This window comes from Myxococcales bacterium (assembly GCA_016716835.1).
Classification (GTDB): domain Bacteria; phylum Myxococcota_A; class Polyangia; order Haliangiales; family Haliangiaceae; genus JADJUW01.
This window is the reverse complement of record JADJUW010000001.1, coordinates 783,995-800,440: the sequence shown is the minus strand read 5'-3', so window position 1 is coordinate 800,440 and position 16,446 is coordinate 783,995. Positions and strand designations below refer to the sequence as shown.

Here is a 16,446-nt window from a genome sequence, read left to right as displayed (position 1 = left end):
GTGCCCCGTTCCGAGCGGGTCAATACTTCATAAGCCTAGCGCTTAGGCAAATCACTCGGCTTGCCAGGGCGGGCCGACGATGGCGTCGGTGTCGACGTCGAGGTCGACGAAGCCGTGGAAGATACGGCCGCGATCATCATACTCGCGAACCAAGTCGAGCATGCGGCCCAGATCTGGCGCGACGACGCCCGTGAAGGCTACTGCGCCGTTCACCTTGATGGTGACGGGGGTCGCGAGGTCAATGCCGAGGTCGGGATGCAGCATGACCGTAAGCCGCCGCACCTCTTGCGTTGTCAATTCGATGATATTGCCAGGCTGCACCCGCCCGCGGATGTACTGCACCTTGGTTAGATCGTCGTCGCGCACCCCCAAGCGCACAAAGCGATGGCTATTGTACATCAGCGGGCGCGTGGCGCTAATGGTGTGTTCGGGCCAGCTCTCGATGTCCCAGTTGGCGACATATTGCATGGCGCCGCCACCACGAAAATACAGCGTGGGTGCGTAGAGCTGCCGGCTGACCTCGCCAATTGCCGCAACGATGGCGTCGAACTTATCGGTGGCGATTGGGTGTTCGCCCGCGGCCGACTCGCCGTGCCAGGCATAGCCGTGCTGGGTGAGAAATTCCGCAATGGCTTCGTTGGTGAGGTCGAGATCGTAGATCTCACTCTCGCCCCACGTGTGGTAGCCAACGGTATCCCATGCGTTGTAGAGGGTCTCATTTTTGCCGTCGGCCCACTCGGGATAGCCGCCGCTCATCGGGAGGAACGCCGCATAGGTGTCGCTGAAGTTGACGGTCGAGCGCCACGCAAGGTGCCCGCCCATGGATTGTCCAGTGAGATAGATGCGGTCGGGATCAATCGCAACCCGGCGCTGCAGCTCTGAGAGCACCGACAAGATCAGTGAGTCGCCGATAGGGCTCCAGCCGCGCTCGCTCGCCGGCGCCACCAAGACGGCGCCTAGCGCATCCGCGAGCGGCGCGTAGGCCTGCGCATAACTGAGTGCGGTGCTGCGCGCAAAACCCGCGTCCATCGACGAGTTGCCGCCATGCCCCACCACTAGCACCGGCAGCGGTGAGCTGCTCGCGCCGGCGGGCATGCGCGCGTAGTAGACCGAGTCATAATCGACGTGGAAGCATGAAATCGCATTTTCGCCGGTGATGGTGCCAGGTGCCCACGCAGCGGGCACGAGGCTGGAGGGAGGACGCCGAATGAGCTCCTCGAGCTCGGTCGCATTGATTGCCAACGCCTGCAGATCAGCCAAGAGGGCTTCGCGGTCGGCAGGGGTGGCGTCGAAGCGCTTGTCGATGTAGGCGGTAATTTGCGCGGCTGCAGCATCTAACGAGGCGGGCGACTTGGGGGCGGGCGAACTCTGGCATCCAAAGGTCATGGCCAACGCGATCGTTAGCGCCGCGGCGTTAATTGACTTGGTATGGGTCATCGGCAAGAAGTACCACCAAGGCGGGCGCTTGAGCGGCGTCGGCTCGCGAAATGTTTCCCGGCCCCGGCGGGGCACATACGACGTTCCTTTGGCGAGCGATAATTCCGCGGGTTTACCGACGCGCGCCCCAATTTGCCGCGTCGCCCGGCCGAAAAAGTCGACGGCATCGCCAAGATCTGCAGCTCGTATCAGCCGTAGCAACTTTTGATGGCCGCCGCGCCCATGCCGTTCCGCGTGGCCGCGGCTCTGATATAACCGCGCGCATGATGCGAGCGAGTGCGTATTTTGCAATTTTTCTTTTTCTGGTCTCGTGCGGCGCGGGGAGCAAGCGCATGTCAACCCAGGCTCGCGACACCAACCACGCCACCGCCGATGACATCTATCTTGGCGGCGTGCTCTACACCATGGACCCGGCGGCGCCCTCGGCCACCGCGATGGCCGTTAAAGATGGACGCATTCTCGCGGTTGGCAACGACGTCGAAATGGCAGCGTACGCCGGCCCCGGTACGGTCAAGCATGCGCTGAAGGGCGCGTTCGTCATGCCCGGCTTCATTGATGGACATGCCCACCTGTTTGGCGTCGGCACCAGCCTAACCACGCTGACCTTGCGCGAGTTTCTCACATGGGAGGCGCTTATCACCGCCGTCGCCGCGCGCGCCGCAACCGCAGCGCCGGGGGAGTGGATCTTGGGCCGTGGCTGGCATCAAGAAAAATGGGCGGCAGGCGCTAGCACCGTGCGCGTTGCGGGTTATCCGACGCACGACGCACTTTCACGCGTGACCGCGGCCAACCCTGTGGTCTTGCGGCATGCCTCGGGCCATGCCCTGCTTGCCAATGCCGCTGCCATGGCCGCTGCCGGGATCACCGCCAAGACGCCAGACCCTGCGGGCGGCCACATCGTGCGCGATGCGAGCGGCAACCCGACGGGCATTTTTGAAGAGAACGCCATGGACCTCATCAATGTGGCCTACGCGACGTCGCGTAGCTCGCGCACGCCGGCGCAGGTGTTTGCCGAGGAACGCGTGTTGGTCGAGGCCGCGCAGCAGGCCGCCTTGGCGCTGGGTATCACTACCATTCAAGACGCGGGTAGCTCGCGGGCTCGGCTTGAGGTGTTGCGCCAACTCGCCGAGCAAGGCGCGCTACGCGTGCGGGTGTGGGCGATGCTAGACACCTCGGCGGCGACCGCGGCGAGCGATGTCAAAGGCCTGCCGTGGCATCACCTAGGCAATCGAATGCTAACGGTGGGAGGCATCAAAGTGCTCACGGATGGCGCGCTGGGCTCTCACGGTGCGCGGCTGCGCGAGCCATACGCAGATCGCAGCGAGACATCCGGACGTTATGTCACGAGCATGGCCGATTTGGCCGCGCAAGCCGAAATCGCGGCCACCCATGATTTGCAACTGTGCGTCCATGCCATTGGCGATCTTGCGATCCGCGAAGTCCTCGATGTGTACGAGCAAGCCTTTGCGCGGCACCCCTCGCCCCACGCGCGGCGCTGGCGAGTCGAGCACGCGCAACACGTAGCTCCGCCAGACCTGCCGCGGTTTGCGGCGCTCGGCGTGCTTGCGTCGGTCCAGCCCATCCACGCCGTCTCTGACGCGCCGTTCGTCGAAAAACGCTTAGGCTACGCACGCACCGAGGCAACCGCGTATCCGTGGCGTCGCCTCATCGACGCTGGGGCTAAGCTGGCGCTGGGCACTGATGCCCCCGTCGAGGCGCTCGATCCATTTGCCAACCTGCACGCCGCGGTCACCCGCGCCAGGCTCGATAACGGCGAGCCCTTTTTTTCGGCACAGGTGATGACTCGCCAAGAGGCGCTCTTTGGCTACACCATGGGCAATGCCTACGCCGCCTTTGAGGAGGCGGACAAGGGTTCGCTCACCGCGGGCAAGCTCGCCGATTTTATTATTGTCTCGGAAAACCTCGCGACGTGCAGCAACGACGCGTTGCGCTCCGCACGCATCTTGGCGACGTACGTTGGCGGCGTGTTGGCTTATCGCGCGCCAACGTAGCCATGTGCAATTCGCCGCATCGCTGGGCCGCGCGCGCAAATGTAATGGCTTAGACAGTTTGGCCTTTTTGTGGGTGGCACCGACGCGTGCAAATTGCGAGCAGCGGTCGACCGATGCTACGAGTTCTCGATGAAGCGAAAACTAGTTTTCAAAAAGCAGACGCTGCACGCCCTTGCCGGGGAGGACCTGCAAGAGGTGTACGGCGGCCACTGGGGCAGATCCGGGGGCTCGAAGAGCTCGCCATCGGGTTGCAACACCTGCGGCCTAACGCAACACGACTACTGTACGATCACCTGCCATGCGAGCTGCGATACGGAGTGCTTCAACGCCTAACATGGGCCACGCACGACCTGGCTCCTTGAGGCGCTTGGCCACCGCATCTTTGGTTTAGCTGGCGCGGCGCCTCGTCCTGCGGCTGGGCGAACTAGTTCCGCAAAGCGCGCGCGGCCGACGCTGGCTACCAGCTTGCCATGGTTAGCTTGATCTTGGCGCGAATATCGGCCAATGGATCTGCATTCACCGCGACCGTAGGTGATGCCGTCACCACGGCGGCGATGCCTTCAATTGCCGCCGCCGCCAGGCCAAGCTCAGGCAATGCCAAGAAGGCCTTTAGCTCCGTGAGCGCGTCCGCCGCGAGCGCCGTGATCGAGCCCGTCAGCGCGGGCGTCGTCGCCAACAGGTCGATCGATGCAAACGCCCCTTGCGATGAAATCTCGAGCGTGCGCGCCGCGGGCGCGAGCTGCTTGGGCATGCGCTTGCCGAAGCGATAGGTATCGCTCACGCTGAGGCCGACGCCATTTTTCGCGGTGCGGCTCAGCGTACGCTTCATGGACGTGGTCACCGGCTTGGCTTGGTCCGGCATGCCCTCATAACCTGTACGCGAGATATCGATCGATTCAAAGGCCAGGTCCCCGTTGGCGCGCCTTTGAGTGGTGCGATAGGTGGTGGCAAACGGATAAGGCGCATCAACCACGGTCGAGGCCTCCGTCGTGGTGTTGCCCTTGGTGGTCTTGACCGTCCAAAATGCTAACGGGCCATGGCTCGTAGGACCAATTGCCAGCTCGACGTCGGTCGCGCCACGCTTGTATGCGAGGGATTTCTCGTTGGTGGCATCGCGAATAGGCCTGACCTTGGCGAGTCGCGCTTTGGTAAGAAGCTGCTTGGCCTTTGTAGCTGGATGCTGGGTGACCTCACCACGCGGTGCCGCGGCGGCGACCTGGGTGAACACCATAGTTACGATTAGCGTGGTGAGTAGCTTTGCGCTGGCCATGTGCGGATGCAGTGCAAAGCCCGCGCCAAAGGGTGGGCCCGCGACATAAGATGCGGCGCGCCGAGTCGAGGCTATCTCGTGCGCGCGGCGGGGACGCAGGGCACCAGCCGCAAGCCGCGCTCGCTGATAAAGTGGCAACCGCCGCCGCCAGCAGCTGCTTGCTGAGGAAGCGCCCACTGATTCTTAGGGGCCGCATCATCGGCACGGGGCTTGCTTGTAAGCCAGCCGTGCTTCGTCGTGTGGTTTTGCTTTCGTACACGCTAACATCGTGCCTTACGCTGGTGACGGCTATGGGCGTGACGAGTGCGCAACCAAAGCGCGTACAACCACCTAGCAAGGTTGCGCGCCCCGGTCGCCATCTCGCGCCACCTGACCATGGTTTAAGCAAACGCAAGCCGCCAGCTCTTGGCGCTCGCAACATGGTCAATCCCGGCGCGCCGCTGCTCCTCGCTGCCAACGGCGCGCCGTTGGTGGTTTATCATGGTTCCGACGTCGCCGACTCGCGGGTTTCGCTCCGCGAAAACGCGGATGGACTGGTTCACGTCTCAACCCGCGCAGGCTTCGCTAAACAGTACGGCGCAACCCTGCAAGCCTTTCACATATCGGCGCCCAACATTTTCGTATGGTCCGAGCATGGCCACATGGTGCGCCAAGTGGTCGGCCCTCACTCGGTTGTCGATCAAGAGTTGGGCGTGAACAGCCACCGCGATGCGGTCCTGCACGCCGACTTGCGGCGCTTGGGATTCATGGGGTATCGCTACCAGCAATACGACTTCGAACGCGATCGCGCAGTAACCAACTACGCACTGTTTGACGCTCAACACCTTGAGAAGTCTCCATCGCCATAACTCAGGCTAGGGCCGGGACTCGCTAAGCAATTCCACGACCCCAACGATGGCACGCCGCTTGCTTTTGTCGACTTCACTATGAAACCGATCGCATTCCACCGATGTAGGTACTTGATTGTCTTGGCTGCGACCCTTGGCATGGCCATGCCAGCCCTGGCTAATGGGCCTGCCACTAAACGCAACACTGGGGCCGCGCGACCCGCGACTCCGACGACGGGAGCGGCTCGCGTGCTCAAGGCCACGAAGGCACGACCTTCCGTTGGCAAGCCGCGCGTCGCGTGGCAAACCAGCTGGGAAACGCCCGCGACACGTTCGGGCGTAACCAAAATGAGCAGGCAGGTGAAAAGCTTCCGGGCTACCGGCGGCACCACCGCGCAGAACATTGCCTTCACGGGGCTTACAAGTTCGGGCAAATGGGGCAACGACAAAACCGTCGGGACCTTGGTATTTGAGCCCAAGCCGCAAGGCAAGCACCGCTTGCTGCTGCGACTGCCTAACAACAACACGCTTGAGGTCCTGCCTACCCGTAAAAGTTCGGGTGCGGCAGGCACGACGACTCGAGGCACCAACAATCGCATTCGCCTGATCAACCCGGGCGGCATGATGGGGCGGATCGAGTTGGTGCAATTTTTCAAGGCAGCGCAAACCGGCAAGCGCACCAGCTACTACGCGGCCTATGGCGAAGAGAACCTCGCTGGCGCCGGTCGCACCAAGCAAATCCTGACTCACATTGTTAACATCACCACCAAGCGCGTGATGTCCATACCGTACAACTTTATCAGCGTATGGAATGGCACCACGACTAATGACGCCTATGTCTTGGTCGAGCCGCTCACGGCGAAGGGCAAACCCGACGTGGGGAAGGTCCTGGGCATTCCCATCCATCTGCTAAAGAACGATTTCGCGGGAACGTTGGCTGACCCTTCCAAATGGATCGTTAAGGTTGGCACTAGGTAACAGCCCACCACACGAGCGCGCTTATCGCTGAAACTCACCCGCGGCCGGCGTCGCAGTTAAGGTGGTATGCATATTGCTTAACGCAGGAACACTATGAAGCAAATTGCGTCACAGCGCTGTAGGTACTTGATTGTGTTGATCGCAACCGTGGGCATGGCTTTGCCGGCGGTGGCGAATCGCCGAGCCACTCCGGCCACCGCGGCGGCCCCGCGACCCGCGGCAGCGGCCGCGACCAAACCCCGCGTGCTCGTGGCCACCGCACCTCGCCTCGCCGTGACGAGCAAACGCGTCGCGTGGCAAACTGGCTGGCAAGCCGCGCCGACTGATTCGGGCGTGACCATGCTGCGCCGACAAAGCGAACAACTCGCGACGGATGGCACGACCACCGCGCGAAACATTGTCTTCACCGGACAAACCAGCCGCGTCTCGCGCTCAGGTGGCGGGGCGCCTACCTACGACTTTGGCCGCCTCGATATTGGCTCGCTGGTGTTCGAACCACAGGCCGCAGGTCAACACCGGGTCCTGCTCCGGATGCCAGACGACGCGACGTTTGAAGCCTTGCCAACTCGCACCAGCGCCGGTGCGACAGCGCGTGGGTCGGCGGCACGCCGCACGGTCAACTACACGGGCGGATCCGCACGCATCGAGCTGGTACAGTTTTTCAAGGCGGCGCAACCGGGCGCGAAGCGCACGACCTATTTTGCAGCCTACGGCGAAGACGGCCTCGTTGGAGCCGACGGCACCAAGCAAGCCTTGACGCACCTAATTAATATTACCACCCGACGCATCGTGTCGTTACCGTACAAGTTTATCAGCATTTGGAATGGCACCGGCAGCAGCAACGGCTACGTCATGGTTGAGCCGCTCAAGGCCGACGGCAAACCCGACATTGGCAAGGTCTTGGGCATCCCGATCGATCTGCTTAAAAAAGACTTCGCAGGCACGGTGGCTAGCCCTGCCAAGTGGACGGTCTTAGCGGGCGGCAACTAAATCGGTTCGCAAGCCGCACCGAGTGTTGGCGGGCGGTCGCTGCTGGCATGACCCTTGCTCTACGTGGCAAGACCATGAGCCCGATTACATCAAAGCGATGTAGCTACCTGATTACGTTGGCCGCCACGCTTGGCCTGGCCATGCCAGCCCTGGCCAATGGCCCCGCCACCAAACGTGCCGCTGGGGGCAAGAGGCCCTCGGCCAGCGCAGCGACGAACTCGCGAGCGCTCAAGGCCACCACGACAGCTCGCCCCGTGGTGAAATCCCAGGCCGTGTGGGAGACGAGCTGGGAAGCGCCGCTGGGCAAGACGGGCGTGACCCTGCTAGCCAAACAGAGCGAACAGACCAAAGGCGACGGAACCACGAGGGCGAAAAACGTAGCCTTCACTGGGCTAACGCTCCCTCGCCAAGCCGTCAATAACGTCCCCATCGGCTCGCTCGTCTTTGAGCCACAAGCCGGGGGCCAACACCGCGTTCTGCTGCGAACTCCGAGCGACCGCACGTTTGAAGTCCTCCCCACGCGCAAGAGCTCAGGCGCCACCGGACCTCGAAGTCGCGTCGCCGACAGCCGCATCGTCAATCGCAACGGCACATGGGGGCGCATCGAGCTGGTGCAATTTTTCAAGGCGGAGCAACGAGGCCAACGCACCAGCCTATACGCCGCCTACGGCGAAGACAATCTCGTGGCCGCTCCCGGCCCCAAACAAACGCTAACTCACATCATCAACATCACAACCCGCCGGGTCATGTCGATTCCGTATAGTTTTATCAGCATCTGGAATGGCAACGGAACCCGCGATGCCTATGTCCTCGTGGAGCCGCTCAAGGCCAACGGCAAACCCGACGTCGGCAAGGTCTTGGGGATTCCCGTTCACCTGCTGAAGCAGGACTTTGCGGGCACGCTGGCAGACCCTTCGAAGTGGGTAGCGAAGGTTGGCAGCCGGTAAGCTTGCCAAGGCAGGCATGGCGATTATCTAGTTGGACGCCAAGGCGCAACGAGGTCGACGGCACGAGGCAAACCGCGGTGGGGCTGTGGCCGCTGGGGCGCCGTCGTCGTGGCGAGCTAAGACGTTTCGGCTAGTGCAGCGGCCAACGCCTCTGCTGGCATTTACGTCGTAGGCCGACCCGACGTCGCGGCCCAGCCCCTGCACGAGCACGCTGCGTTTAACGCCAGGATCCCAACTTGGAAAGTTAGTCACGTCCGCCATGTAGTTAAATGCCTCGGCAGGCTCAAGAGGCGTCTCGACGGTGGTGCTGTAACGGGCCATGTTATCCCGTACCACCCAACGGGGATTAGGCAAGACAAGATGAATTCATTTTCCGAGCATTCGCAACGTCGATTTGCCTGCCAGACCAGCTCGATATAGTGCGCGCGCAGCTCGCCGCCAGCCTTGGCCTCACGTTGCCGTTCAGCCTTGGCAATAGCGATGATGAACGCAGCAGCGGGTTTGGCAATATCATCACCCCGATGGCAAGCATGAGCTACAGTTGGTGAGGTACGGATGGCGCAATTGATCGCGGCGCCATCAGCGATTGGCATCGAGACGCCTGCAAGCGCGCGGCGCCTTCGGCCAGACGCGGTGGCGACTGAACTTGCCACTTGCACGCCTTGGTGTTTACAAAGCGTTGCTCGTCACGCCGCCGCGCCAACGTCGGTTTTGCTTGCGGAGCGCGGGCGAATGTAGTCTGACTGCCTCATGAAGCACGTTCTAATCCTGCTGGTGGCATCCCTCGCCAGCAGCTGCTTGTCCACCGACAACCTTGAAGCGTCCGGCGAAAAAGATGCGGCGAAGCTCGGCGTCGCGAGCAGCCTGCCCAGTGGTCAAGTCAAGCTCCTCGGCTCGCTGGACTTCGGGCAGATTTCGCCGCTGGTGAAATACAGTCGCGGCAGCAAGCGCTTTAAGGCCTACAAGTTCTACGGCAACGCGGGCGATGTCTTGCAAGTCGCCGTTACGTCGCCCAACGGCGGCGACGCTATGGCGTGGGTGCTCGACAATGACTTCAACGTCATTGGGTATAGTGACGACGCCAATGGGTCGCTTAACGCAGCGATCTCGCTTACCTTGCCCGAGCATCCAAGCGGCACGCACTACGTGGTCTATCGCGACTACAACTATCGCGCCCGCAAGTTTCAGGTGTGGCTCACCGGTCACGAGGCCTCGGTCGTCGCTTGTGAGCGCGACAGCGATTTCGAAAAGCTCGCCGGCGGTTGCTGCGGCTTTGATTGGACCGCCATTGGCGCCGGCCAACAAGAAGCTTACAGCGAGGGGCTCGCGTGCGACCCAGCGCAAGTTTGCTCGCGCCAAGCCTTGCACCTAATCGACGACCTGGCGCTGTGCAACGTCGACACCGGCGCTTGCGAGCTGACGGCGCCAGCCGATATTGCCTGCGGTGGCCGCTCGATCAACCCACACGCCTGTCCCGAGGGCTACGAATGCCAAGGCGATGGCCTTGCCTACGACGCGCCTGGTGAGTGCGTGCGCCAATGCGGCGGCGAGTCGGGCAGCGAGTGCCCCGACGGCTTTGCCTGCGCCGACAACCCCAATGACGATTGCACCCCGTTTCACGACGGCGCCGAGGACTGCCCCACCATGTGCGAGCCAGACTGCTCGACCTTGGTTTGCGGCGAAGGCGAATACTGCACCGGTTGTTGGGGGCACTTTGCGTGCATCCCTGACGGCGCGGCCTGCTGAGGGGGCGTCTCTAAGCGAGCGCGACGGCTAGTTCCGACGGCGCGACTGGCGGCGGCCTAGTCGCAACCGGCGTATCTAGCCCATGCAGGCTCAGCCGCGCGATGAGGGCGTGCGGCCCGCGCAAATCCTCGCCGCCGTAGATGCCAAGGGCGCGCGCGATTTCACTCGGTTTAGCCGATCCATCCGAATCTGACCTCACGGTCACTGCTAGCAACGCCTCGACGCGATCCGCGGCACCACCTACGGCGGGCCAATCCAGCGCGGCGCAAAGGCGATTGGCGTCGGCGCCCGCTACCACCTCGATCGAGGTGACGAAGCTGCGAACGTCGATGACTTTCTCGCCGCGCGTCACGTCGCATTGCGCCCGCGCCATAAATGCATCTACGACACGGCGGGCTCGCGACGCGTCAAACACCATGCCGTCGCCCGCGGGCCGCACCAACCAGTCTATGCCGGTGACGAGCTTGCCAAGGCTGCCTTCAGCAGCCGTCACCGACTGCACGACTAAGCCCTCAGGCAGCGCCTGCGCGAGCCGTGTCGCCACCTCGTCGCACGAGAGTTCGTGCAAGCTGCCATGAGCCATCACGTGCTCGAGATCTAAGTCGATCACCTCGCATAGACTTGGCATGCCAAGGCCCAGCGCGGGGCCGTACGACAGGCGCGGCTTGGGCGAAAAGCCGCGGCTCATCGCCAACGGCAGCTGGGCGCGCCTTAGGCTGCGCGCCATTAAGCGGCCAATATCAAGATGGCCCAAAAACGCGACGCGACCGAGCTTGGCGTAGCGCACGCGATACGACGCATACGGCACATCGGCGTCTTTGTAGCCATTTTCGAGCACGCGCTGGCGCCTCGCATTGTCGCGCACATCTTTCGCATTTCGGTTGGCGACATCGTCACCCGTAGCAACCTCGGCAACGACGGGCGTGCGCGGCTGCAAGGCGCCAAGGGTGCGTAGCGCCACCAAGCGCTCGCCGCGCATTTCAGACAAATCGCAAGCGACGCCGCAGTCATAACAAACCAGCTTGCGCCCATCGGGCTCGGCGTCTGCAAGGTTGGTGTGGTGCACCAACATCCCCGCGACCTTGCCGCACGGCGGGCTAGCCCTGCCCTTTAAGGCCTTGCGGTATTCCGCGAGCAGAAAGCCGTCTTCGAGGCCAACATCTAAATGATCCCATGGCAGCCGCGCATGGGTTGGCCGCGTGTCGAGATAGCGATGTGCATCGATGCCACGCTGCGCCAGCACCCGCTGCCAGCGCTCGAGGTCAAACATTTCTTCCCAGCTATCAAACCGCGCGCCATCGCGCCAAACGGCTTCGATTACGTCGGCCAACGGGCGGTCGCCGCGCGAGAGCACGCCTTCCACCCACGATACGCCGGCGTCGTGATACTTGAGCCGCATTTTTCGATCGCTCAGCGTCGCGCGCAGCATTTGTTGTTTGCGTTCAATTTCGCCCAGCGAATTCTGCGCCGCCCATTGAAACGGCGTGTGCGGCTTGGGCACGTGCGAGCTCACCGAAACCGTCACCTCGGCGTGGTTACCGACGAGCTGACGGCCCACCGCCATCATGCGCTGACCAGTGTGGATGATGCCGAAGACATCCTCATTCTGCTCCGTCGGCAAGCCGATCATGAAGTAGAGCTTGAGGCGATGCCAGCCGCGCGAAAACACGCGCCGCGCGCTCTCCTCTACATGCGCCTCGGTAATGTTCTTGTTGACCACGTCGCGCATGCGCTGCGTGCCGGCCTCGGGCGCAAACGTCAGCCCCGAGATGCGCGTCTGCGCCATTTCGTCGAGGATTTCTTCGCCCAGGCCATACGCGCGCAGGCTCGCCACCGCCATGCTGACGTTGCGCTCGCGCAATTGCTTGCCGAGCTTGGCGACCAGCGGCGTAATGCTTGAATAGTCTGCGGTCGACAGGCACGTCAGGCCCGTCTCTTCGTAACCGCCCTTTTCGACGCCGCCGATAACGCTTGCGATGATGGACTCCGGGCTGCGCTCGCGCACGGGGCGGTAGATCATGCCCGCCTGGCAAAACCGGCAACCCTCGGTGCAGCCGCGCGCAATCTCCACCGCCGCGCGCTCAAACACCGCCTCGGCATAGGGCACCGGCGCATCGGTGGGAAATGGGTAGGCATCGAGGTCGCGCACCATGGCGCGCACAACGCGCGCCGGCACGCGGGGATCAAGCGGCGCGTCGACGACCTCCATCCCCGTCGCCTCGTCGAGCTTGGTCGCGTAGAGCGACGGCACATACAGCGGAAACTCGCGCGCTAGTTCGCACAAAGCATCTCGCCGCGTCCGCGTGCCCGCGCCAATCTCGCGACGATACGCCGCCCAGCGCAACACAAGCCGCGGCAAGAGTGCCTCGGCCTCGCCGAGAAAAAACGCATCAAAAAAAGCCGCCACTGGCTCTGGGTGGCTAGCCACGGGACCGCCGCCTAGCACCAGCGTGCCATCACCCCTGCCCTCATGCCTGGTCGCCGCGCGCAGCGGGATGCCGCCCAAATCGAGCAGCGTCAGAATGTTGGTAAAGGTCATCTCATACTGCAGCGAGATGCCGAGCACGTCAAAGTCTGATAGCGGCCGCTGGCTCTCGAGCGCCACCAGCGGCAACTCGTGCGCCCTGATCTGCGCTTCCATATCGGGCCACGGCGCAAACACCCGCTCGCACGCAATGCGCGGTTCCTTGCCGAGCAGGCTGTATAGGATTTTCGTACCAAGGTGCGACATGCCGATGTCATAGACATCGGGGAAGCCAAGGCACACCGTGGCGTCAACGGCGGCGTGATCCTTGACGATCGACTGAAACTCGCCGCCAAGATAGCGCGCCGGCTTGGCGACGGTGTGAATGAAATCCGCGTAGAGATGCCGCATACATCCGGCGCCTTGCCTTGGCCCAGGCGCGTCTTATAGCAGAATTAGGCGGGACAAATTGCCGGGAGCGCGCTAAGCCTTTTGTATGCGCAAAGCCCGCCTAGTTACCGTCGGTCTCCCACTGCTCCTATGTGCTGCCGTGGGCTGCAAAAAAGAACCCGCGACCAGCGCCACCCAGGCGCCCGCGGTCGTCGCCCCGGGGGCGGCACCAACCACGCCACCAATTCCACCAGCAACCGCCACGCCTGCCACGCCGCAAGGAGCCTCCACCATGTTCGATCGCATCGCCGCCCTCCCCATCAAATCGCTATCCGGTAGCGCCACCAGCCTCGACGCGTACCGCGGCAAGGCGCTCCTCTTGGTGAATGTCGCCTCGCAATGTGGCCTCACCCCGCAATATACCGCGCTCGAAGCCCTGCAAAGGAATATGGCCCGCAAGGCTTCACCGTCATCGGCTTTCCGTCCAATCAATTTGCTGGCCAAGAGCCTGGCACCGCCGAAGAAATCGCGGCGTTCTGCAGCACCAAGTTTGGCGTGACGTTTCCGATGATGGAAAAAATCGAGGTCAATGGCCCGGGCGCGCACGCGATCTATAAACAACTCACCCCGATCGCCGATGCCTCGGGCCATGCTGGCGACATCCGGTGGAACTTCGAGAAGTTCGTGGTAAGCGCCAGTGGCAAAGAAATTGTCCGCTTCGCGCCCAAGGCCGCTCCCGATGATCCTGCCGTCGTCGCCGCGATCAAGGCCGCACTGCCCGCGCGCTAGCGCGAGGCAGCCACATGTCGGCGCGGCCGTGGCCGCGGGCTGGCACCCCGACGCCCCCGCGTCTAGCGCGGCGCCGCTGCAAATTTTCTTGTTTGCGGCCGGAGCGCCTCGTGCTAAGTCCGACAAATATTATGAAGTCACACATTTTAGCGATGTCGCATGCCCTCTCGGTTGCCCTTGCACTGGTCGCGAGTTGTAAGCGCGAGGCCACCCCCACGGCCACGCAGGCCGCCCAGGCGGTCGCGCCGTCTTCCGCCAAGCCGGCGCCAAGCGAGGTGACCGCCGCCACCCCCGCGGTCGACCGACCCATGTGGCAAGAACTAGGGCCCGTGGCCTTTTATCAGCGCGAGGGAGCGGTTGCCAAGCTGCTCGGCGCCGCGACGGCGATGTCCGCCGCAGAGTTCCAAGCCGCCGACGGCTCGTGGGTTAAGACTGGCAGGTGGCCATCGCAAGGGCTCACCATCAAGTTCGGTAAGAGCCGAGGACGCCGCCGACACCGCATACGAGGTCGTCGAGCTGACCATCGAGGCGCCAAGCTCGTTTCGCACGAAAGCCGGCGTCGGCATCGGCAGCAGCGCTGACGAGGTCAAGGCCGCGTATGGCCGCGACCTCAACACCGACGACAGCAGCGCCGAGTTGCTGGTGGTCGGCGACCTATACGGCGGCGCCATTTTCTCGATCGAAAACAACCAAGTCAAATCGATCTTCATCGGCGCGGCCGGCGAGTAAAGGGAGCACCCGTCATGAACCAACAATTTGCGTTTCGTTCAACAAGCGGCGCAGCGAGTGGCGTTACCGCGCTTGCGCTGCTTGCGCTCATTGCATGCGGCAAGGCTGGCGACAACGCCTCGCCGGGCGCGTCGAGCCATTCCAAGGCCTCCGCCGCCGCCAGCGCCGCCGAGCAAGTGACCCAACACCTCAAGCTCGGGCGTGAGGCCTATGGCAAGCGAGGCGACTATGCCGCGGCGCTGACATCGTTTGAGCCCGCGAGCGCCGTGGCGGCGGACGATGCCACCGTGCTCAATGAGGTAGCCCTCGCCGCGCTGATGACCGGGGACTACGGCAAGGCCGAAACCGCCGCCAAGCGCGCGCTCGACGTCGCCGCCGACAACAAGCTCAAAGGCGCCGCCTCCTACAATCTGGGCCGCCTAGCGCAAGTGAGGGGCCGGCTCCAAGAGGCCGCGTCCTACTACCTGCAATCCCTGCAGCTGCGGCCCGACAATGCCACCGTCATGGCATTTCACGACGATGTCATGCAGCCTGCGCCGCCATGCGAAGGCAAGCTGCAGCCGACCAAGGCGGCGCTATGCGAGTGCCTCGTCGAGGGGGCAACAGTCGGGGCCTGCGAACCGAGCCACGTGAAGCTGCCGCTCGGTGAGATCTGGAGCGCGGAACACCCCGAATACACGCGTACGTACCTGGTGAGCCGCGAGAGCGGTGGCTTCCGACCGATCTTGGACTTAGGCGAGCCCGCCACCGTCGGCGACCAATTCATTACGGGCAAGGTGAGCAAGGCTGGCGGCAAGAGCTACCTCGCCGTCGAATTAAAATCTGAAAGCCGGATGGGCGGCGATGAGTACCTCGAAGAAGAGGTCGTCATGCTGTGCCAAGCACCGCTGGCAACGTGCACTGTCGTCTTAAAAACCGCGAGCCACGCCACCAATGTGACGGACAACAAACCGTCGCCAGAGGCGTCATGGGCTACCGCGTACAAACTCGACGACGCTGGCATCGTCACCGTCTCGCGCACGAAGGGCAAACCGCCCGCCGCCGTGCTGACAACCCAACGCCTGTGGTGACCGCGGCTAGCTGATCACCAAGACCTCAAACGGCAAGCGGAAGATGAGCAGCGAGCTATCTGGCAGCGCCGCCGCAAATGGGTCAGAGGTGCCACTTGGTGCGTACCAAATCCAATTCGCGGTCGGCCCGACGCCGAATTGAGGGTGGTCATCGCGGGCGCAGACCGCCGTAAAATGGCCGGCATCGCCATCGTTGGCCTCGCCAACCGCCAAGCGTCCGGTGGCGCCGGCCGTGATCGGGCCATCCGCTGCCACCCATCCCCCGCTGCGACCTTCGCCGGCGCCGCAGGCCTTGATGAGGGCATCGAGCGCTAAGCGGTCCTCCTCATCGCTGGCGGGGAGTGCAACCTGAGCGGCCCCCACCGCGCAGACCTGCCACGCGTTGCCGGTGGTAACCTTGACCTCTGGCGTCTCGCGCACGAACTCGGCGATGACGCCGCGTGGATTGCCGCCGCGATCTTCGACGACGAGATAGGCGTAGCCATCGGACTGCGCCGCCTCGCCAAAAATCAACACGGCATCAGGCGACGAGCCCACCGCGCACCCGGCATGCTCGCCCACCATCGGCGGCAGCGCCGACCACGCCGCTAGGTCGTCGCCGCGTCCCCAGCCCATGCCATAGAGGTTGGTCGATTTGCTCGACGCATAGACATTGCCGAGCGCTTCCGGCGGGTTTGTCCCGTCTTGCGGCGGCAGCGGCCCATCGCCCGGTGGTGGCTGGCCCTCGCCGCCACTGCCACCGCATGCCACCAACGCTGCCATCAATATGCCGCCCCACGTTCGCATGCGCACAATAT

The 16,446-nt window shown here is 63.3% G+C and carries 14 protein-coding genes and 1 pseudogene; 10 read left to right on the top strand and 5 right to left on the bottom strand.

Annotation, left to right across the window (positions count from 1 at the left end):
• Window positions 1-51: 51 nt before the first annotated feature.
• Window positions 52-1,437 (bottom strand): hypothetical protein, encoded by a 1,386-nt coding sequence (locus IPL79_03515; GenBank protein ID MBK9070063.1) that lies wholly within the window; start codon window positions 1,435-1,437, stop codon window positions 52-54.
• A gap of 263 nt (window positions 1,438-1,700) precedes the next feature.
• On the opposite strand from IPL79_03515, the gene IPL79_03510 reads away from it, so the two are divergent.
• Both IPL79_03510 and IPL79_03505 read left to right on the top strand, forming a co-directional pair.
• Entirely contained in the window at window positions 1,701-3,449 is a 1,749-nt protein-coding gene (locus IPL79_03510; protein ID MBK9070062.1) for an amidohydrolase, read from the top strand.
• 129 nt (window positions 3,450-3,578) lie between these two features.
• Entirely contained in the window at window positions 3,579-3,782 is a 204-nt protein-coding gene (locus tag IPL79_03505) for a hypothetical protein (protein MBK9070061.1), read from the top strand.
• 124 nt (window positions 3,783-3,906) lie between these two features.
• On the opposite strand, the gene IPL79_03500 is transcribed toward IPL79_03505, so the two are convergent.
• A complete protein-coding gene (locus IPL79_03500; GenBank protein MBK9070060.1) occupies window positions 3,907-4,719 on the bottom strand; it encodes a hypothetical protein in 813 nt (270 codons plus the stop codon).
• 419 nt (window positions 4,720-5,138) lie between these two features.
• On the opposite strand from IPL79_03500, the gene IPL79_03495 reads away from it, so the two are divergent.
• The 4 genes from IPL79_03495 to IPL79_03480 all read left to right on the top strand — a co-directional run bounded on the left by IPL79_03495 (window position 5,139) and on the right by IPL79_03480 (window position 8,461).
• On the top strand, window positions 5,139-5,567 hold the full coding sequence (locus IPL79_03495) for a hypothetical protein (protein ID MBK9070059.1): 429 nt from the start codon (window positions 5,139-5,141) through the stop codon (window positions 5,565-5,567).
• Between the two features lie 339 nt (window positions 5,568-5,906).
• Complete coding sequence (locus tag IPL79_03490) at window positions 5,907-6,524, top strand: hypothetical protein (protein ID MBK9070058.1); 618 nt, start codon at window positions 5,907-5,909, stop codon at window positions 6,522-6,524.
• 132 nt (window positions 6,525-6,656) lie between these two features.
• Entirely contained in the window at window positions 6,657-7,514 is an 858-nt protein-coding gene (locus IPL79_03485; protein ID MBK9070057.1) for a hypothetical protein, read from the top strand.
• A 74-nt stretch (window positions 7,515-7,588) separates the two neighbouring features.
• Complete coding sequence (locus tag IPL79_03480) at window positions 7,589-8,461, top strand: hypothetical protein (GenBank protein MBK9070056.1); 873 nt, start codon at window positions 7,589-7,591, stop codon at window positions 8,459-8,461.
• Between the two features lie 27 nt (window positions 8,462-8,488).
• Here IPL79_03480 and IPL79_03475 read toward each other — a convergent pair whose 3' ends face one another.
• Window positions 8,489-8,782 carry an SRPBCC family protein gene (locus tag IPL79_03475; GenBank protein ID MBK9070055.1) on the bottom strand — a complete coding sequence of 98 codons (294 nt, stop codon included), beginning with the start codon at window positions 8,780-8,782 and terminating at the stop codon, window positions 8,489-8,491.
• 429 nt (window positions 8,783-9,211) lie between these two features.
• On the opposite strand from IPL79_03475, the gene IPL79_03470 reads away from it, so the two are divergent.
• The gene (locus IPL79_03470; GenBank protein MBK9070054.1) at window positions 9,212-10,207 is read left to right on the top strand and encodes a PPC domain-containing protein; all 996 of its coding nucleotides are present in this window, start codon (window positions 9,212-9,214) and stop codon (window positions 10,205-10,207) included.
• Window positions 10,208-10,217: 10 nt separating this feature from the next.
• Here IPL79_03470 and IPL79_03465 read toward each other — a convergent pair whose 3' ends face one another.
• Complete coding sequence (locus IPL79_03465) at window positions 10,218-13,082, bottom strand: TIGR03960 family B12-binding radical SAM protein (GenBank protein MBK9070053.1); 2,865 nt, start codon at window positions 13,080-13,082, stop codon at window positions 10,218-10,220.
• 271 nt (window positions 13,083-13,353) lie between these two features.
• Between IPL79_03465 and IPL79_03460 the strand changes: the two are divergent.
• From IPL79_03460 to IPL79_03450, 3 genes and pseudogenes are all read left to right on the top strand, one after another.
• Window positions 13,354-13,850: pseudogene (locus IPL79_03460) on the top strand (glutathione peroxidase).
• 357 nt (window positions 13,851-14,207) lie between these two features.
• Entirely contained in the window at window positions 14,208-14,579 is a 372-nt protein-coding gene (locus IPL79_03455) for a hypothetical protein (GenBank protein MBK9070052.1), read from the top strand.
• Window positions 14,580-14,593: 14 nt separating this feature from the next.
• A complete protein-coding gene (locus tag IPL79_03450) occupies window positions 14,594-15,649 on the top strand; it encodes a tetratricopeptide repeat protein (GenBank protein ID MBK9070051.1) in 1,056 nt (351 codons plus the stop codon).
• Window positions 15,650-15,655: 6 nt separating this feature from the next.
• On the opposite strand, the gene IPL79_03445 is transcribed toward IPL79_03450, so the two are convergent.
• Window positions 15,656-16,435, bottom strand: coding sequence for a hypothetical protein (locus IPL79_03445; protein MBK9070050.1), 780 nt, complete (start codon window positions 16,433-16,435; stop codon window positions 15,656-15,658).
• Between the last annotated feature and the right edge of the window lie 11 nt (window positions 16,436-16,446).